The following is an 18,048-nucleotide window of genomic DNA, read 5'->3' on the forward strand; positions in this document are numbered from 1 at the left end:
CCGGCACTCCGGCCGTCCGGCCACCTCCCCGATGGGAGACTGTCCGGGTGAACTCGTCTCGATCCTCAACCCCTCGTACCGGTGCCCCCGTCGGCGCCGTACGCCGCCGCGCCGTCGTGGACGCGTTGCGGCGCGGTGCCGTCCCCGAGAGCGGCCTCGACCTGCTCGCCACCGGCCTGGGCCGCTTCGAGCAGGCGGTCGACGAGGAACTGGACACCGTCGCCGCCGGCGGCTCGGTGTTCAAGGCGGTACGCGGTGAGTACGGCTCCGGCAAGACCTTCTTCACCCGCTGGCTCGGCGAGCGCGCCAAGCGGCGCACCTTCGCCGTGGCCGAGGTACAGGTGTCGGAGACCGAGACCCCGCTGCACAAGCTGGAGACGGTCTACCGGCGGCTCACCGAACGCCTGACCACCGCGAGCTTCCCGCCCAGCGCCCTGCGGCCCGTCGCCGACGCCTGGTTCTACGCCCTCGAGGAGGACGCGCTCGCCGACGGCGCCGCCGAGAGCGAACTGCCGCAGGCCGTGGAACGGCTGCTCACCGCCCGCCTGGCCGAGGTGTCCCGCCAGGCCCCCGCCTTCGCCACCGCCCTGCGCGGGTACAAGCAGTCCCTGGACGCCGGCGACGAGGCGACCGCCGCCGCGGTGATGGCCTGGCTCGGCGGCCAGCCGCACGTCGCCGCTGCCGCCCGGCGCAGCGCGGGCGTCCGCGGCGACCTCGACCACTTCGGCGCCTTCGGCTTCCTCCAAGGCCTGCTGACCATGCTCAAGGACGCGGGGCACGCCGGGCTCGTTCTCGTCCTGGACGAAGTGGAGACACTGCAGCGGGTCCGCTCCGACGCCCGTGACAAGGCCCTCAACGCCCTGCGCCAGCTCATCGACGAGGTGCACTCCGGCCGCTTCCCCGGCCTCTACCTCGTCATCACCGGCACACCCGCCTTCTACGACGGGCAGCAGGGCGTCCAGCGCCTCGCCCCGCTCGCCCAGCGTCTGGCCACCGACTTCACCACCGACCCGCGCTTCGACAACCCGCGTGCGGTGCAGATCCGGCTCCCCGGATTCACCGAGGAGTCCCTGACCGGTCTGGGGGCCACCATCCGCGACCTGTACGCGGACGGCGTCTCCTCCCCCGACTCCGCCGAGCGGATCAAGCGACTCGCCGACGACGCGTACCTTGCGGACCTGGCAAGGGCCGTGGGCGGGGCGCTGGGCGGGAAAGTCGGAGTGGCACCGCGCCTGTACCTGAAGAAGCTGGTCGGGGACGTACTCGACCGGGTCGATCAGTTCGACGACTTCGATCCGCGTACGCACTACAAACTGACCCTCGGCAGCGGCGATCTCACTGCCACCGAACGCAACCTCGCCGCGCCCCCTGCTGCCGCGTCGGCCGACGACCTCGACCTCGACCTCTGATCTGTCGCCTTCCCCTCCCGTTCCCGGAAGACCAAGCGCAGGGAGCCATCCACGTGCAGGACCAGCCGCCCGGCCCCGACCCTTCCCCAGCCTCCGGCCGGGGAGACCCCATGGAACGCCTCGATCCGGTCGTCCTGCACCACATCGTCAACACCCTCGGATGGCCTGATCTGCGCCCGCTGCAGAAGGCCGCCGTGGAACCACTGATGGACGGCGAGGACGCGATCCTGCTCGCGCCGACCGCGGGCGGGAAGACGGAAGCCGCCACCTTCCCCGTCCTGTCCGCCATGCGGGAGCAGCACTGGACGGGCACCTCCGTCCTCTACCTGGCCCCACTCAAAGCCCTCCTCAACAACCTCGTCCACCGCGTCGACACCTACGCCCAGTGGCTCGGTCGCCGCGCCGCCCTTTGGCACGGCGACACCCGGGAGTCGGTACGCCGCCGTATCCGCACCGAGTCGCCCGACTTCCTGCTCACCACACCCGAGTCGCTCGAAGCGATGCTGATCAGTGTCAAGACCGACCACACGCACATGCTCGGCCGGGTCCGTGCCGTAATCATCGACGAGGTGCACGCTTTCGCGGGTGACGACCGGGGCTGGCACCTGCTTGCCGTGCTCGAACGGCTGGAGCGGCTGGCCGGTCACCGGATCCAGCGGATCGGGCTCTCCGCCACCGTCGGCAACCCGGGCGCACTGCTCACGTGGTTGCAGGGGGCGCGCCCCGCCGAACGCCCGGGGCGGGTCGTCGCGCCCGGCGTCACCCTGCCGGACACGGCCGGGGACACCGCGCCACCGAGGCCCGCGGGAGACGTCGAACTCGACTACGTCGGCTCACTCGCCAACGCCGCCAAGGTGATCTCCGCCCTGCACCGCGGCGAGAAGCGTCTGGTCTTCTGCGACTCCCGCAAGCAGGTCGAGGAACTCGGTGCGGCGCTCCGGGCCCGCGACGTCACCGTGTTCCTCTCGCACGCCTCACTTTCCACCGATGAACGGGCCCGCTCCGAGCAGGCGTTCGCCGAGGCGCGCGACTGCGTCATCGTGTCCACCTCCACCCTGGAGCTCGGCATCGACGTCGGCGACCTCGACCGAGTCATCCAGATCGACTCCCCCAGCAGCGTCGCCTCGTTCCTGCAACGGATCGGCCGCACCGGCCGTCGCGCCGACACCTCCCGCAACTGTCTCTTCCTCGCCACCCGCCCCGCCTCGCTGCTGCAGGCCGCCGGGCTGCTCACCCTCTGGGCCCGGGGCTGGGTCGAGCCCGTCACCCCGCCACCATCGCCCCGTCACCTCGTCGCCCAGCAGCTGCTCGCGCTCACCCTGCAGGAGCACCGCATCGGCGACCGGCTCTGGCCGGACCGGTGGAACGGCCTCGCGCCCTTCGACCGGTCGGCCGCCCCGCTCCTGAAGCACCTGATCGACGAGGGCTTCCTGGACAGCGACGACGGCATGCTCTTCATCGGTTCCGAGGCCGAGAAGCACTTCGGCCGCCGCCATTTCATGGAACTCACCGCTTCCTTCACCGCGCCGCCCGAGTTCACCGTCCTCGCCGGGCGCACCGAGATCGGCACCACCGACCCCACCGTGCTCACCGAGGAGCGCCCCGGCCCGCGCCGTCTCCTGCTTGCCGGGCGCAGCTGGCAGGTCACGTTCATCGACTGGGCCCGCCGCCGTGCCTTCGTCGAACCCGTAGAGGACGGCGGTGTGGCCAAATGGCAGGGCGGCGAGGCGCGCGGTCTGTCGTTCCCCCTCACCCGCGCCATGCGCGACGTCCTCCTCGGCACCGACCCCGACGTCCGGCTCACCCGCCGCGCCACCGCTGCCCTCGCCGAGCTGCGCACCGATCGCGCCCCCCACGAGGTTCACCCGGCCGGTACTCTCGTGATCCGCGACGCCGATGCCACACGCTGGTGGACCTGGGCCGGCTACCGCGCCAACGCGACCCTCGCCGCATCCCTCGGCAACCTCGCCGATCCCGTCCAGCGGCCCTCCGACACCCACCTCCGACTGCGCCAGGACCTCTCCCCCGCCGACTGGAAATCCGCCCGCGCCGAACTCCCGAGCGCCCTCACTCTGCCCACTGTCGACCCGCGCGCCGTCCGCGGCCTGAAGTTCTCGGCTGCCCTCCCGCCGCGCGTGGCCACCGCCACACTGGCCGAACGTCTCGCGGACTTCGACGGGGCACTGACCACGGCGCGAGAGCCGGTACGGCTCGAATGGGGAATGTGAACTCGGCTCCTGGCAACGTGATTTCCCCTACCGCTCCAGGTCTCTTCGCCTCTCCTGGGCATCGCTGCCACGTCCGCCGGGCCTCGGCCGGTGAGGTCCGGGTGCTCAGTTCCGCATGGGCGAGTTCGAGCATGGGGGCCAGCCGTTCCTCCCGGGCGGTGGCGGGCAGCAGGTCGTCGAATGCGTCCCCGTCGTCGTAGGCGGACGGAGGATCGGGTTCACCATCTGCAGTACGGGGGCCGACACCCGCTGAAAGCCACACGTGCCCACGTACAACCGCACGTGCAAGCCCGTCAGAACGAGCGTCGTTTCAGCGTCTGGGCGTCCAGGACGACCCGTCCGCGGAGCAGGCAACAATCAGATACTGCGCCTGAAAAGCGGAGGCCGGAGCCCACAGAGCCAAGCGATAGCGCCTCGAACCGTTTCCTCCAGGGAAAGACGTCGGATCTCGGCCCCACCCCACAAACCTGCAGGTCAGCGACCCTTATCGGCAGGCTCAAGGATCGCCACGCACTCCACATGGTGCGTCATCGAAAGACGTCCGCCTGAGCGAGGCTCACAAAAGGCCAGGTCAGCGCTGTTTCCGGGCTTGCGGTCCCGCACATCTCCACCCGGAGCGTCAAACGAGCGTCACGGTGCGAGCGGCTGGCGCACCCCTCTTCCGACCCGTCCGACGGTCCGCGCCGACCGGGGCGGTGGCGCGGGGTCACCTCGGAAGGGTGCCGAGAGGGATCGGCACGAAGGGGTCCGACGACACCGATCGTAATGACATTCATTTTCAGGTATCGTCTGCCTCGCTCACCGATCGCACCCGGAGGTCCTCATGGCCGTACCCAAACGCAAGATGTCGCGCAGCAACACCCGGCACCGCCGCGCGCAGTGGAAGGCCACGACGCCGCAACTGGTGACGGTCACGGTGGACGGCGTGCCGTACCTCGTCCCCCAACGGTTGGCCAAGGCGTACGAACGCGGTCTCCTCCGTCCGGAAGGCTGACCCCGGCATGGCCCACGCACCCTCGCGGCGCCTTCCCGTCACCGTCCTGTCGGGGTTCCTCGGCGCCGGCAAGACCACCCTGCTCAACCACGTCCTCGGCAACCGCGAGGGTCTGCGCGTCGCGGTCATCGTCAACGACATGAGCGAGGTCAACATCGACGCCGCTCTGGTGCGTGGCGGCGAGGCCGCCCTGTCCCGCACCGAGGAACGCCTGGTCGAGATGACCAACGGGTGCATCTGCTGCACCCTCCGGGACGACCTGCTGGAGGAAGTGGACAGGTTGGCGCGCGAGGGGCGTTTCGACTACCTCCTCATCGAGTCCTCCGGCATCTCCGAGCCCATGCCGGTGGCCGCCACCTTCGCCTTCGCCCGCGACGACGGCGCCACCCTCGGCGACCTGGCCCGGCTGGACACGATGGTCACGGTCGTGGACGCCGCCAACTTCCTGCCCGAACTGGCCGGCGGCGACGAACTGACCGAACGGGGCCTGGACCAGTACGAGGACGACGAACGCACGGTCAGCGACCTGCTGATGGACCAGATCGAGTTCGCCGACGTCATCGTCCTCAACAAGCTCGACCTCGTCGACGCCGCGTCCGCCGACCGGCTGCGCGCCACCCTCGCCCGCCTCAACCCCGCCGCCCGCGTAGTGCCGGCCGTCCGGGGCCGCATACCGGTGGGCGAGGTCCTGGGCACCGGCCGCTTCGACCTGGAGCGGGCACAACAGGCTCCGGGCTGGGTCAGGGAACTCAACGGCGACCACGTTCCCGAGACGGAGGAGTTCGGCATCTCGTCGACCGTCTTCCGCTCCGGAAGGCCCTTCCACCCGGGGCGGCTGTGGACGTTCGTGACGGAGGCACTGGACAGCGGTGCCTACGGGCAGGTCCTCCGGTCCAAGGGCTTCTTCACCCTCGCCAGCCGACCCCGGGTGACGGGACTGTGGTCGCAGGCCGGGTCGGTGGCCCGCTTCGAGCCCTCCTCCGCTCGCGACGCCGACAGCCCTTTCGCTCAGGAACTCGTCTTCATCGGAACCCATCTGGACGCGGAGCCGCTGCGGGCCGCCCTGACCGACTGCCTCATCCGGGAAGGCGAAGCCCCGCCCGCTTCCGACCCCTTCCCCGCCTGGGACACATACGGCTTCGACGAGAGCTGCGCGCACGAGCACGACCCCCTCACCACCGTGACGGAGCGCTGAAACTCCGGGCCGGGCGGTGGTCGCAGCCACGGCACCGTCCGGCCCGGTACACACCTGTGTCAGAGAGGCCGCTCATGGACGACAGGACGAAGCCGCGCTTGGGGACGGGGCAGGAGACCCTCCTCATACCGCTGATGTCCAGGCCACGCACGATCTCGAGGCCGCCCGCTCGGCCGACGCCTATCTGCTCCTGAGCGACGGACGGCTGGTCGGACACGGCCCGCCCGAGCAGGTACTCAAGCGAGTGGTGTGCAGGTCGGCCTTGGGCTGGTTGAGCGAGATGATCAGGCCGGCGGGCGGCGGCGGGGGCAACTGCTCCAGAAGAGCCGGGCCGATCGCGTCACGGTCGATGTCCGTGGGGTCCTTTCCTTGTCACACAACGGGATGGCGCGCGGCCACGCCGATGAACGGCTCGCCCGGCAGGCGTTCTGCCTGCCCGGCAGGCCGTGGCGTGCGGGAAGTCAGCCCTTGAGTTCGCGCAGGTAGGTGGCGAACTTCTCCAGGCCGTCGATGTTGCGGGGACCGCTGATGCCCTCGTTGTAGTCGAGGACGAAGAAGTTGTTCTTCTTCACGGCCGGGAGTTCTCTGGTGTGCGGGGAGTTCTTCAGGAAGTCGATCTTCTTCTCGGCGGGCAGGTCGCCGTAGTCGAGGATGATGACGACTTCGGGCTCGCTCTCGGCGACGGATTCCCAGTTGACCTGGGTCCAGCGCTCGTCGAGGCCGTCGAAGACGTTCTTGCCGCCTGCCGTCTCGATGATGTCGTTGGGAGGTACCTGGTTGCCCGCGGTGAACGGCTGGTCGGTGCCGGAGTCGTAGAGGAAGACGGGCACCGGATCGCCGTCCGGGGCCTTCGCCTCGACGTCCGCCACGCGCTGCTTCAACCCGTCGACGACTTCGGTGGCCTTCTTCTCGACCTGGAAGATCCTGCCCAGCCGTTCGAGGTCGGTGTAGAGAGCTTCGAAGGGACTCGTCTTCTCGGGGAAGCCCGGGTAGTTGAAGCAGCTCTCGGTGTGCATGAAGCTCTGGATGCCGAGCTTGTCGAGGATCTCGGGCGTGATGCCCCGCTCGTCCTTGAAGCCGGAGTTCCAGCCGGCCACGACGAGGTCGGCCTTGGCCTCGACCACCACCTCCTTGTTCAGCAGGTCGTCGCTGAGCATCTTGACCTTGGCGTACTCGGACGCCCACGGGGACTCGGTCACCGGCGGGTTGGCGGGAGGCATCACGTAGCCGTGCACGTGCTCGGTCAGGCCGAGCGCGAACAGCTTGTCCGCGCTGCCGCCTTCGTAGGCGACGGCCCGCTCGGGCACGGTGTACTCCACCGGTTCACCACAACGCTTGACGGTGACCTTGCCGGACTCCTTGACGTCCGGTTCGACCTCGGCACCACATCCGCTGAGCACCAGGGCCGCCGCCAGGGCGGAGCCGAGAGCGACAGGCCGGCGGACCATGGCGAGGTATCGGGTTGTACGCATGCGTGAGCAGCCTTTCAGCGGGTGGAGTCGATCGAATACAGCAGCTGGGGATCGCCCGTCAGCGGGTGCGAAACGACGCTGGCCTTGACGCCGAATACATCGGCAACGAGGTCTGTCGTCAGCACGTCCCCAGGCGTACCGGAGGCGATCAGACGGCCTTGGCAGAGCACGCCGAGCCGGTCGCAGACCGCCGCGGCGAGGTTGAGGTCGTGCAGGACGACCAGGACGGTGAGCCCGGACCCGCGCAGCAGCGAGAGCAGGTCGACCTGGTGGCGGATGTCCAGGTGGTTGGTCGGCTCGTCGAGGACGAGGATCTCCGGTTCCTGCACGAGCGCTCGGGCCAGCAGGACGCGCTGGCGCTCGCCGCCCGACAGTGTCAGGACGCCCCGGTGCGCGAGGTGTCCGATGTCGAGCTGGGCCATCGCCCGTTCGCACAGCTCGCGTTCCCGGCCGCTGAGCGCCTGGTTGCCGCGAAGGTGGGGGGCGCGTCCGAGCGCGACGACCTCCTCGACCGTGAAGTCGAAGTCGACGCCGCCGTCCTGGGTCATGGCCGCGAGGATCCGTGCGCTGTGGCGCATGGGGAGCCGGGTCAGGTCCTGCTCACCTACCCAGACGGTGCCGGAGCTGGGACGCAGCGCCCGGTACACGCACCGCAGCGCGGTGGACTTGCCGCTTCCGTTGGGACCGACGAGCCCCACGACCTGACCGTCCGGCACCTCCAGGGACAGCCCGCGCACGAGACTCTTCCCGTCCGTCACCACGGAGAGTTCATCCAGTTTCAGGTCCATGTCAGCGCCCTCCGAAGGTGTAGCCCCTGCGCCGCATGAGGGCGATGAAGACGGGCACCCCCACGAGCGCGGTGATGACCCCGAGCGGTAGCTCACGCGGGGCCACCAGGGTCCGTGCCGCCAGGTCGACCCACACCATGAAGATCGCTCCGGCCAGTGGGGCCACAGCGAGCACGCGGGCGTGCGTGGCACCGACGACCATCCGCACCACATGCGGCATGACGAGTCCGACGAAGGCGATGGCGCCGCTGACGGCGACCATGACGCCCGTCACCAGTGAGACGAGCACCAGCAGCACCTTGCGGTTCCGGTCGGGGTCGAAGCCGAGGCTCGCGGCGGTCTCGTCGCCGAGGGAGAGGACGTCCAGGGCCCGCCCGTAGCGGTACAGGACCGCGAGTCCGGCCAGCACCACGGCGGAGACGACGGGCAGCGCGCCCCAGGTCGCGGCGCCGAAGCTGCCCATGGTCCAGTACAGGACCATGCTCGTCGCCTCGCTGTCCGGCGCGAAGTAGATAATCAGGCTCATGACAGCCTGGAACCCGAGCGACATGGCCACGCCGGTCAGCACGAGGCGCAGCGGGGACAGCGCACCCCGGCTGTTGGCGGCGGCGTACACCAGGAGCGAGGCGACCAGCGCGCCGACGAAGGCGCCGGCGGAGACGGCGTGGACGCCGAGGACCGCGAGCCCCCCGGTGACCGTGACGCCGACGGCACCGACGGAGGCACCCGAGGAGACCCCGAGGACGAAGGGGTCGGCCAAGGCGTTGCGCACCATGGCCTGGATCGCCACTCCGGCCGCGCTCAGCCCGGCCCCCACCAGTGCCGCGAGCAGCACGCGCGGCGTCCGGATCTGCCAGATGATCTGATGGGTCGTCACCTCGTCGGCGCGGATACGCCCTCCGCTGAGAGCCGCCCACAGATGGTGCGCGGTCTCGCCCGGGGTGACGACCGCGGGCCCGAGGCCGATGGCGACGATGGCGGACACGAGCAGGACGGCGGCCAGCACTGCGCAGCTGAGCAGCAGTACCTTGCGAGACGCGAGGCGAGCTCGCACGGCCTCCGCGGGCCGGGACGCCAACGCCTCGTCCGGATCGACCGCGCCCGCGTCAGGCCAGGTCACAGGCCCCATGGGCGGAGGCTTGCGCGATACCTTCACTTCTTCCCCTCGCCAATAAAGATCATGGTCACCCGCAGGAACCCGACACGCCTCCCGGCCCGACAGGCAGTCCGGACCGGCTGGTGACACACGGCCGCCACACCCTCTCCGGGGGCGACCGACAGCACTCTAATGGAAATGATTATCACTGCGATAGTGTGTCGCCCGCGCCGCGCTGCCCCGCCGTGTGCCACGGCCGATCCCGTGACACAACCGCGCTACGGAACAGGGAGGTTGCAGCCGGATCACATCCGGTCCGTCGCCGCCAACAGGACAGGAGTAATTCCTCGTGCCCACTCCCTCCGCCACCCCCGCCGCCGCCCAGCCCCCTCCCGCCAAGCAGCGCTCGATCCTGCTGGACCTCCCCTTCCTCCGCCTCTGGACGGGGGCCACCGCATCGGGCCTGGCCACGTGGGCCCTGCCCTTCGTCCTCGGCCTCGCCGTGCTCGACCGGACACTGACCGCCACCGATCTCGGCCTGCTGCTCGCGGCGCGCACCGTCGGATTCCTCGCCGCCGTGCCCGTGGCCGGCGTGCTGGCCGACCGGCACTCCCGCCGTGGCGTCGTCCTGTGGGCCGCCCTGGCCGCCGGAGCCGCGGCACCCGTGATCGCCGCCGGGCTGGACCGATCGGTGCTGCTGATGGCGACCGCCGCCGCGATCGCGGGAGCCGGCCAGGGCGCCTGCCGACCTGCCTACCAAGCCCTCACAGCCGAAGTGGTCGACGCCGACCGCAGACAGCAGGCCAATGCGGCCATGACGCTGTCGGTCCGGGTCACCACGCTCGTGGGCCCCTCCCTGGCCGCGCTGCTCGCCGTTTTCCTCGACACATGGGCGCTGCTGGTGGGCATCGGGCTGCTCTGGGTCGTCGCCGCATGCGCCCCAGTTCGCGGCGGGCGTCCGGCGTCCACCGGCAACCCGTCGGCACCCTCGGCCGGAGCAGGCGGTACGTCCTTCGTGGCGGAGTTCACCGAGGGTGTACGTGAAGCACGAAGGCACCCGTGGTTCCTCGCCGGTCTGGGCGCGCTGACGGCAGTCATAGCCACCGGTTACTCGGCGACCGGCGTGGCGCTGCCCCTGGTCAGCAGGGACGAGTACGGCACCGAGATGGTCCTCGCGGGTGCGATGACCGCCTATACGGCCGGTGCGCTCACCGGCGCCCTGCTCATCGCCCGCTGGCGCCCCCGCTCCCCCGGCTGGGCCGCACTCACCGGACTCGCCTCCTACGGCCTCGCGCCGTTGAGTCTCGTGTTACCGGTGCACCCGGTCGTCGTGATGGCGGCCTACGCCGTCGCGGGCGTCGGCATCGAACTGTTCAACGTGCCGTGGTTCACCGCCGCCCAGCGCGAGGTGGCTTCGGACAAGCTGGCCCGCGTCTCCTCTCTGGACTTCCTCCTCTCGTACGGTCTGGCCCCGCTCGGACTCGCCCTCATCGCGCCGGCCATCGACGCCTTCGGCGCCAGGGCCGTCCTCCTGGGCTGCGCGACCGTGTGCTTCGCGGCCCCGGCCGTCGCCGCCCTCACCCCCAGCGCCCGGACCTTCTCCCGCCTGCCCTCGCGCGACGACACGCCCTGACGACCACGACGTACCGCCCCTGTCGGGGCAGCCTGGCGTCATGCACGCAACCGCTCAGACCCACCGGACTCGCCCCGCCTCCGGTCCGGGCATCACCCCCGGCCGCGTCCCGCACGGGAACGCCCGATCAGCGCGTGATTGCGGGCGACGGAGTGCAGCAGCGCCGCAGCCTTCTCGTGCAGCGTGGGGTACAACTCGGCTCCGAACACGTTCGTCCGGGGTCGCTCGATCGCCGACACGAGGAGGCCCACGTCACGCACGCTGTGCTCGGTGCCGTTGACCGTGCGGGCGATGGCCATGATCTCGTCGATCTGGAGGTAGCGCTCGGGGAGGCCCCTTCGGATCATGGTCCACCGGAGCGGGTGATAGTGACCTGCGTTCGGACGTCACCACGTTGCGGGTCTCTTCTCGGCGCACCCTCCTTGTCGGAGTCACCTGCGCCCGACGCCGATGGTGAGGAGATCTTCACCGACGACGAGCTTTCCGGAGTACCCCTTCTGCGCGGCCTTCCACCGGCGCGCCGGATTCGTCGCGGGGACCAGATGGTTGAGGACCAACTGCCTGGCCCCGGCCGGTTCCGCGACGTCCCGTCCGACTTGATCGATCGTGGTGTGACTGGTGAGGAGGTGTTCGCGCATGGCGTCGCGTTGAGATTCGGGCAGGGCGGCCACGAGTCGGTCCACGAATCGCGGGTCGATCACCTCATGGACGAGGACGTCGGCGTCCCGAGCCAGATCGATCAAATTGGCGCTGACACAGGTGTCGCCGGAGAAGACGATCGAACCGTCGGGCGTGTCGAAGCGGTAGGCGAAGGCCGGGGCGGTCGGGGCGTGGTCGACCAGGGTGGCGGTGACGCGGACGTCCCCGTCCTCCCAGAGCAGCAGAGGCGCCTTGAGACGCGGCGGCTTCCCCGCCGGATCGACGTTCCAGACGCCGTCCAGGTCTATGTCGTGTACGGAGAACAGGTCGTCGGGGCGGGTGAAGCCGCTCTCTCTTGCTCGACCGTTGAAGTCGGCGGCGAAGGCTTGCCCGAGGTAGGCGGTCATCGCGGAGATACCTGGAGTGGGCTGCTCCGGGTTGAAGACGTCGGGTGCGGGAGCACCGGGAGGGAACATTCCGGGCAGTACGCCGCGGTCGCCCGGACCGAAGACCTGGATCGCGTCGTCGCCGCGGCCGACGATGTTCGTGGGGCCCGTGGCGAACAGCGCGGGCCAGTCCGCGACATGGTCACTGTGCAGGTGAGTCAGGAAGATGCCACGCACGGGTGACAGCGCGGACCCCAGCCCGCCTCCGCCGTCGAGTCCGCTCTCCACCAGCCGGTGCATCGCGCCGTGCCCCAGATCGACGAGGTAGACCCGGTCCCCGTACACGACCGCGCTGGAGACACCACAGCGTCCGCCGTCGAGCCAGGCCGGGCCGCCTGCCGTGCCCAGCAGCACGAGACGGGTGCGGTGGCGGCGTGAGGCTGCGGCCGCCGTGCCGGTGGAGCCCAGGGACAACAACGAACCCGCCGCCGTGGCCGCGCCCAGCGTCTTCAGGAGGTGGCGACGGCCGGGCCCCTCGGACGGCGCGGGCTGCTGAGCGGCTCGGTTCGGAACGTGGCACACAGGTGGTTCTCTCCCAATGAGGCGTGAAGTGTCCGACGCGGCGTTTACGTGGTCGCCCGTCAGGTCTCGGGCACCACCGCAGCGGCGGCTGCGGGCGGCGTCGTCCCAGCCACGGGCCGCGCCCCGGGGCCGTGGCGACGCTGATGCGTCAGCAGCCCGAGGAACCCGGCAAGGAAGCCACTGATCAGTCCGGACACGGCGTGGTTGGCGGCGTTCGCCCCGACGCCGGAAGGCAGCCCGACGGCCAGGTAGTTGACCAGGGCGCTCATCACCGCGCCGATCGCGCCCCCGATCGCGCCGCTGATGAGCGATGCGCGCACTGCGGACGGCCGGTCGGACCCGGGCCTGCGACGACCCGGTGCGGCTGCTTCGACGCCGAGAATGCGGTCAAGCGCGAGCGGTCCCGGCCCGGCGAGCAGCACGACGAGCAAGACCGCCACCATCACCAGCGGAAACTCGATCCCCGAACCACTCGCAGCCCCCTGTTGAGGTGTCATGAACCCGGTGTCCGCGTTGACCAGCGCCATCGCCAGGCACAGATGGGCTGTCAGCAACACTGCGGTCAACCGCGACAGCAGCCCCAGGACGAGGAAGACCCCTCCGGCTGTCTCTCCGAGCGTGACCGCCCATGCAGTCACAGCCGGCGCGGGCACACTCATACCACTCAGGAACGCTCCGAACCCGGCCGGCCCGTCGACGAGTTTGTCCAGGCCGTGAACGATCATGACGACTCCCGCGATGAGCCGCGCAACGGTTGGCGCGGCAGACTGGAATCGGTGGGCCGGGGCGACACCGACGCCGCGCCTCAGGCTGTCCGACCGGTGAGCGGACATGGCGGATTCCTCTCCCACAGATGACGGGTGCGTACGTCACCGCCGGTCAGCGCAGACCGGCAGTCAGGGCCGCGCTGACGAACGTGGGCGGGTGCTGCCGCGAATCCCACTGGGCGGTGACGTATGCGCCACTGTGCGGTGCGTTCGTGCCCAGCGGAATCCCCTGGCTCATCGAAAGTACCGATGCTTCACATCCACGGGGTGGATGGGGCGCCCGCGGACCCGGCACACGACTCTTCCCCGGCACGGGGCCTCGCCGACTCCCGAGCAGGCGGTGCGCCCGCCGCACTTGATCAGGGGCGGGACGTCGGCTGCCGTCCAGGTCTTCGGCAGACACCGCTGCCGCGACGGGCCGGGGCACCGCCGTGAGATCGAGCCCCACTTCCTCGACGACCTCACGATTCTTCCGTTGCCCCATGCGCCGTCCACGCACGCCGCAGCCGCCCAGGTACGACGAGTCGTGCACGGTGGCACCCAGTCGCGCGTACGCCGGCCGTTCGCCGGACTTTGGCCGCTGGTGGGGACGGAGGCGGCTGGAGGTGCGTCGATCACGTCGGATCCGATGAGATCGGCGCCGCCCCGGAGTCCCGGAACGTCCAGGTTCATTGGACGTCACCGCACCTGTTGTCGAACCAGTGTTTGACAACAGGTGCTCGCGAGGCGAGTCGCGGCCGTCACGCGCCCATCACGGCAGATCACAGCGCGTGGCCACTTCCGCTCCCCTCCGCGATCGACGTCCTCCCGAGTTCGGCCGCCGAGGCGGATGCTCTGCCTGCTGAACGCAACGCCGATCCCATTTGATCGCTTACGGAGAGAGCCCTCACAGGGGTCGGCTCCTCTTCCACAGCCCGGATCCGCGTCCACTCCCCCGTCGAGTGCAACCTGTGGACAGTCGTCCTCCCGAGTTGGGCCACCTCGTGGGGGATGGCCACGTCCCACCGTTCCAAGGTGTCGGGCTGCGGGGTGTCGTCGAGTGCGTCGGTGCAGGAACTGCGCACACGCAGCCGGGAGAGGCCTCCAGCCAACACCAGCGGCCTTTTCTCTCCCCCTACCTCCACCTGGCCGCGGATGCCTCGTCGCCCACGAGCACGGTCGACGTGCACCCGCACCTCGCCTTTGATCAGCCTGCTTCAGTCAAGGCCGCGTGCGCGGCGGCGAGGATCTCCCCGGAGAGCGGGGAACCCTTGGTGGCCCGGGACAGGACCAGCGCACCGAAAAGGGTGCAGAGGCGAACGATGCCGTCCTGGTCGTCACTGGCCAGGAAATCGGCGAAGTCGGCCACCCCCTCGGCGTAGACGCGACGGGCTTCGCGTCCCCCGCCCTCGCGCGCGATGTCGGTGGCGAGCGCGGCGACCGGGCAGCCGTCCGCCGGGGCGTCGCGGTGCTCGACGGAGAGGTAGGCGTCGATCAGCGACTGCTGGGCGGCGACGCGCTGCCCGTCGTGCCGCTCGAACCCGGTGCTGTAGCGCTGGGCGAGCTCGGCGAAGGCGTGGGCGGTGGCCTCGTCGACAAGCGCCTCCTTCGAGGCGAACTGCTTGTAGAAGGCGCCGTGGGTCAGACCGGCCGCCTTCATCAGGTCGGCAACGCTGACCTGCATGCCCTGCTCCCGGAAGAGCCGGGACGCGGTGTCCACCACCCGCCTGCGATTTTCCTCCGCCTGCGCCTGCGATACCCGGCCCATGACCACCTCCCCATTTGGATGTCGACTGGCATCTATCATAGACCCGTGTTTAGATTGTATCCATAATCTAATTTGTTGCGGGTGGCCGAAGGCACCCGCCACGACCAGGAGCGAGCATGGAACTGAAGAACGCGGTCGCGGTCGTCACCGGCGCCAACCGGGGCTTCGGGCGGCACCTGGCCGCCCAGCTCGTCGAGCGCGGCGCAAAGGTGTACGGCGCGGCCCGACGCCCCGAGACGGTCGACGTGCCGGGCGTCATCCCGCTGCGGCTGGACGTCACGGACGAGGCGTCGATACGAGAGGCCGCGCGCGTGGCGTCCGACGCGACACTGCTGATCAACAACGCGGGCGTCTCCACCGGCGCGACGCTGATCGGAGGCGACGTGGCTGAGGTGCGCCGGGAGATGGAGACCAACTTCTTCGGCCCGCTCGCCGCGACCCGATCCTTCGCCCCCGTCATCGAGGGCAACGGCGGCGGCGCCGTACTCAACGTCCTTTCCGCCCTGTCCTGGTTCCACCCGGCAGGACTCGGCTCCTACGCCGCGTCCAAGGCCGCCGCCTGGGCGCTGACCGGTGCGACCCGCGACGAACTGGCGCCCCGCGGTATCGCCGTCTCGGCGCTGCACGTCGGCTACATGGACACCGACATGGCCGCCGACGTGCCCGCCGACCAGAAGGTCGCCGCCGCCGACGTCGCGGCCCAGGCCCTGTCCGGCATCGAGACCGGCCTGCCCGAGATCCTCGCCGACGAGACCAGCCGGTACGTCAAGCAGAGCCTGTCAGCGGCACCCCAGTCGAACGCGGACTGACGCTCACCCCTCCGCCCCGGCGCGACCACCTCCACACCCCTCCCGCAAGGACATCTCATGCGTTACACGACCTTCGGCCGCCGGACCGGACTGCGCGTCTCCGAGTACGCCCTCGGCACCGCGAACTTCGGCACCGGCTGGGGCGCAGGCGCCGAGCCGGACGAGGCACGCCGGATCTTCGACCGGTTCGCCGAGGCCGGCGGCACCTTTCTCGACAGCGCGGACGGCTACCAGTTCGGCGAGTCGGAGGAACTGACCGGAAAGCTGATCTCCGCCGACCGCGACCACTTCGTCCTGGCCACGAAGTTCACCCTCGGCGCCACCCCGCAGCCGGACATCTCCAAGACCGGCAACAGCCGCAAGAACATGGTCGCCTCGGTCGAGGCCAGCCTGAAGCGCCTGAGCACCGACTACATCGACCTGCTGTGGGTGCACTTCCCCGACGAGCTCACTCCGATGGAGGAACTCCTGCGCGGACTCGACGACCTGGTGAGCGCCGGCAAGATCCACCACGCCGCGCTGTCCAACTTCCCCGCCTGGCGCGTCTCACGCGCGGTAACCCTCGCGGACCTGAAGAACTGGTCCCCGATCGTCGGCGTCCAGCACGAGTACAGCCTCGTCGAGCGCACCGCCGACCGTGAGCTCCTGCCCATGGCCGAGAGCCTCGGGCTCGGCGCCGCCCTGTGGTCCCCGCTCGGCGGCGGACTGCTCACCGGCAAATACCGCAGCTCCACCGAGGGGCGCCTGAGCGACCTGGGCGTGGTCGTCCACACCGAGAACACCGGCCAGAAGTCCGCCGTCGTCGACACCGTCCTGGCGATCGCCGAGGAGACCGGCGTGACGCCCGCCCAGGTGGCGGTGGCCTGGGTGCGCGAGCGCGCCGCTCGCTCCGTGGCCACGCTCGTCCCGATCATCGGCCCGCGCAACCTCTCCCAGCTCGACAGCTACCTCGGCGCCCTCGACGTCCAGCTGACCGATGAGCAGTACACCCGCCTGACCGAGGTCAGCGCGGTGCCGCTCGGCATGCCTCACGAGGGGATCGCCGCCTCCCTGGACCGCCTCCAGGGAGGCGCCGCCGACCGCGTCACCGCCCCGGTCGTGCCGGTGGCCTGATGGGTGAACGCGGCTGAGGACGCGGTGCGCCCGCGCCGCAACACAAAAACACAAACCATCTCGTACTGGGAGAAGCCCGAGGCGAGCGGAGACCCCGACCTTTCACGGACGGGAAACGGAACGGAGACGACGATGAAGGCTTTCATGGTCGAGAAGTACGGCGACCGAGCCGGGATGCGCGCCACCGAAATACCCGACCCCCAGGTAGGTGCCGACGACGTTCTGGTCAAGATCCACGCGGCGGGCGTCAACCCGCTGGACCTCAGGATCCGCAACGGAGACTTCAAGACGTTCATGCCCTACCGTCTCCCGCTCATTCTGGGCAACGACCTCGCAGGGACGGTCGTCCGGGTCGGCCCGTCCGTCACCCGCTTCGCGGTGGGCGACGAGGTCTACGCCCGGCCCGACAAGGACCGCATCGGCACCTTCGCCGAACTCATCGCCGTCCACCAGGACGACCTGGCACCCAAACCGGCCAACCTCACCATGGCCGAGGCCGCATCCCTCCCCCTGGTCGCCCTGACCGCATGGCAGGCGCTGGTCGAGCGGGCACGCGTGCAGCCGGGCCAGAAGGTCCTCGTCCACGCGGGCGTCGGCGGCCTCGGCTCCATCGCCGTCCAGCTGGCCAAGGCGCTGGGCGCGCACGTGGCCACCACCGTGAGCACCGCCAAGGTCGACTTGGCCAAGGACCTCGGCGCGGACGTCGTCGTCGACTACCGCACCCAGGACTTCGAAGAGGTCCTCGACGACTACGACATCGTCCTCGACAGCCTCGGCGGCGAGAACCTCGCCAAGTCCCTGCGCGTCCTCAAGCCCGGCGGCACAGTCGTCAGCGTCGCGGGCCCGCCCGACCCGGCCTTCGCCCGCGAACTGGGCGCGAACCTGATCCTCCGTCTGGCCGTGACCGCCCTCAGTTTCACAACCCGGCGCAATGCCAAGCGCCACGGTGTGACGTACTCGTTCCTGTTCATGAAGGCCAGCGGCGACCAACTGCGTGAACTCACCTCCCTCATCGGCACCGGGAAGATCCGCCCCGTCGTCGACCGCGTCTTCCCGTTCGAAGAAACCCTCCAGGCCATGGAATACGTCGAAAAGGGACGGGCAAAGGCCGGCAAAGTCGTCGTCGCGATGACGTAAGGGCGGGAACGAGTCCAGGCGCCAGTCACCTCCGACAACAAGAAGACCCTGCA

Annotated in this window: 14 protein-coding genes and 2 pseudogenes; 9 read left to right on the forward strand and 7 right to left on the reverse strand. The window is 70.0% G+C overall.

Features of this window, described 5'->3' with window-relative positions:
- Positions 1-47: 47 nt before the first annotated feature.
- From brxD to ACH4F2_RS07470, 5 genes and pseudogenes are all read left to right on the forward strand, one after another.
- Complete coding sequence (gene brxD / locus ACH4F2_RS07450) at positions 48-1,409, forward strand: BREX system ATP-binding protein BrxD (protein ID WP_398131734.1); 1,362 nt, start codon at positions 48-50, stop codon at positions 1,407-1,409.
- A gap of 110 nt (positions 1,410-1,519) precedes the next feature.
- Complete coding sequence (locus tag ACH4F2_RS07455; protein ID WP_398131735.1) at positions 1,520-3,637, forward strand: DEAD/DEAH box helicase; 2,118 nt, start codon at positions 1,520-1,522, stop codon at positions 3,635-3,637.
- An 823-nt stretch (positions 3,638-4,460) separates the two neighbouring features.
- Positions 4,461-4,631, forward strand: coding sequence for a 50S ribosomal protein L32 (rpmF, locus tag ACH4F2_RS07460; RefSeq protein ID WP_007387878.1), 171 nt, complete (start codon positions 4,461-4,463; stop codon positions 4,629-4,631).
- A gap of 7 nt (positions 4,632-4,638) precedes the next feature.
- A complete protein-coding gene (locus tag ACH4F2_RS07465) occupies positions 4,639-5,826 on the forward strand; it encodes a GTP-binding protein (protein ID WP_398131736.1) in 1,188 nt (395 codons plus the stop codon).
- A gap of 127 nt (positions 5,827-5,953) precedes the next feature.
- Positions 5,954-6,064: pseudogene (locus tag ACH4F2_RS07470) on the forward strand (ABC transporter ATP-binding protein); the annotation flags it as partial.
- Positions 6,065-6,287: 223 nt separating this feature from the next.
- Here ACH4F2_RS07470 and ACH4F2_RS07475 read toward each other — a convergent pair.
- From ACH4F2_RS07475 to ACH4F2_RS07485, 3 genes are read right to left on the reverse strand one after another with little or no spacing between them, the layout of a single operon-like run.
- Complete coding sequence (locus ACH4F2_RS07475; RefSeq protein ID WP_398131737.1) at positions 6,288-7,298, reverse strand: ABC transporter substrate-binding protein; 1,011 nt, start codon at positions 7,296-7,298, stop codon at positions 6,288-6,290.
- A gap of 14 nt (positions 7,299-7,312) precedes the next feature.
- On the reverse strand, positions 7,313-8,086 hold the full coding sequence (locus tag ACH4F2_RS07480) for an ABC transporter ATP-binding protein (protein ID WP_398131738.1): 774 nt from the start codon (positions 8,084-8,086) through the stop codon (positions 7,313-7,315).
- Position 8,087: 1 nt separating this feature from the next.
- Positions 8,088-9,107, reverse strand: a complete 1,020-nt coding sequence (locus ACH4F2_RS07485; protein WP_398131835.1) for a FecCD family ABC transporter permease — start codon at positions 9,105-9,107, stop codon at positions 8,088-8,090.
- 424 nt (positions 9,108-9,531) lie between these two features.
- Here ACH4F2_RS07485 and ACH4F2_RS07490 point away from each other — a divergent pair, with 424 nt between their 5' ends.
- The gene (locus ACH4F2_RS07490) at positions 9,532-10,815 is read left to right on the forward strand and encodes an MFS transporter (RefSeq protein WP_398131739.1); all 1,284 of its coding nucleotides are present in this window, start codon (positions 9,532-9,534) and stop codon (positions 10,813-10,815) included.
- A gap of 125 nt (positions 10,816-10,940) precedes the next feature.
- Here the strand turns inward: ACH4F2_RS07490 and ACH4F2_RS07495 are convergent.
- The 4 genes and pseudogenes from ACH4F2_RS07495 to ACH4F2_RS07510 all read right to left on the reverse strand — a co-directional run.
- Positions 10,941-11,162 (reverse strand): annotated as a pseudogene (locus ACH4F2_RS07495) (type II toxin-antitoxin system death-on-curing family toxin); the annotation flags it as partial.
- Between the two features lie 84 nt (positions 11,163-11,246).
- Positions 11,247-12,422 (reverse strand): MBL fold metallo-hydrolase, encoded by a 1,176-nt coding sequence (locus ACH4F2_RS07500; RefSeq protein ID WP_398131740.1) that lies wholly within the window; start codon positions 12,420-12,422, stop codon positions 11,247-11,249.
- A 59-nt stretch (positions 12,423-12,481) separates the two neighbouring features.
- A complete protein-coding gene (locus tag ACH4F2_RS07505; RefSeq protein ID WP_398131741.1) occupies positions 12,482-13,255 on the reverse strand; it encodes a DoxX family protein in 774 nt (257 codons plus the stop codon).
- A gap of 1,120 nt (positions 13,256-14,375) precedes the next feature.
- Positions 14,376-14,936, reverse strand: a complete 561-nt coding sequence (locus ACH4F2_RS07510; RefSeq protein ID WP_398131742.1) for a TetR/AcrR family transcriptional regulator — start codon at positions 14,934-14,936, stop codon at positions 14,376-14,378.
- 116 nt (positions 14,937-15,052) lie between these two features.
- Between ACH4F2_RS07510 and ACH4F2_RS07515 the strand changes: the two genes are divergently transcribed.
- From ACH4F2_RS07515 to ACH4F2_RS07525, 3 genes are all read left to right on the forward strand, one after another.
- Entirely contained in the window at positions 15,053-15,745 is a 693-nt protein-coding gene (locus ACH4F2_RS07515) for an SDR family oxidoreductase (protein ID WP_398131743.1), read from the forward strand.
- Between the two features lie 57 nt (positions 15,746-15,802).
- Complete coding sequence (locus ACH4F2_RS07520; RefSeq protein WP_398131744.1) at positions 15,803-16,858, forward strand: aldo/keto reductase; 1,056 nt, start codon at positions 15,803-15,805, stop codon at positions 16,856-16,858.
- 132 nt (positions 16,859-16,990) lie between these two features.
- Positions 16,991-17,995: an NADP-dependent oxidoreductase gene (locus ACH4F2_RS07525; RefSeq protein WP_398131745.1), complete on the forward strand. Its 1,005-nt coding sequence runs from the start codon at positions 16,991-16,993 to the stop codon at positions 17,993-17,995.
- Positions 17,996-18,048: the final 53 nt, after the last annotated feature.

Origin of the sequence: Streptomyces sp. NPDC017890, assembly GCF_044328675.1 — a bacterium.
Lineage (GTDB): Bacteria > Actinomycetota > Actinomycetes > Streptomycetales > Streptomycetaceae > Streptomyces.

Excerpts from the sequence above, each read along its gene's own strand:
- ACH4F2_RS07510 (WP_398131742.1), bottom strand. The coding sequence starts at position 14,936 with ATGGGCCGGGTATCGCAGGCGCAGGCGGAGGAAAATCGCAGGCGGGTG.
- ACH4F2_RS07505 (WP_398131741.1), bottom strand. The coding sequence starts at position 13,255 with ATGTCCGCTCACCGGTCGGACAGCCTGAGGCGCGGCGTCGGTGTCGCC.
- ACH4F2_RS07515 (WP_398131743.1), top strand. The coding sequence starts at position 15,053 with ATGGAACTGAAGAACGCGGTCGCGGTCGTCACCGGCGCCAACCGGGGC.
- ACH4F2_RS07455 (WP_398131735.1), top strand. The coding sequence starts at position 1,520 with ATGGAACGCCTCGATCCGGTCGTCCTGCACCACATCGTCAACACCCTC.
- ACH4F2_RS07475 (WP_398131737.1), bottom strand. The coding sequence starts at position 7,298 with ATGCGTACAACCCGATACCTCGCCATGGTCCGCCGGCCTGTCGCTCTC.
- ACH4F2_RS07525 (WP_398131745.1), top strand. The coding sequence starts at position 16,991 with ATGAAGGCTTTCATGGTCGAGAAGTACGGCGACCGAGCCGGGATGCGC.
- ACH4F2_RS07465 (WP_398131736.1), top strand. The coding sequence starts at position 4,639 with ATGGCCCACGCACCCTCGCGGCGCCTTCCCGTCACCGTCCTGTCGGGG.
- ACH4F2_RS07520 (WP_398131744.1), top strand. The coding sequence starts at position 15,803 with ATGCGTTACACGACCTTCGGCCGCCGGACCGGACTGCGCGTCTCCGAG.
- ACH4F2_RS07480 (WP_398131738.1), bottom strand. The coding sequence starts at position 8,086 with ATGGACCTGAAACTGGATGAACTCTCCGTGGTGACGGACGGGAAGAGT.
- rpmF (WP_007387878.1), top strand. The coding sequence starts at position 4,461 with ATGGCCGTACCCAAACGCAAGATGTCGCGCAGCAACACCCGGCACCGC.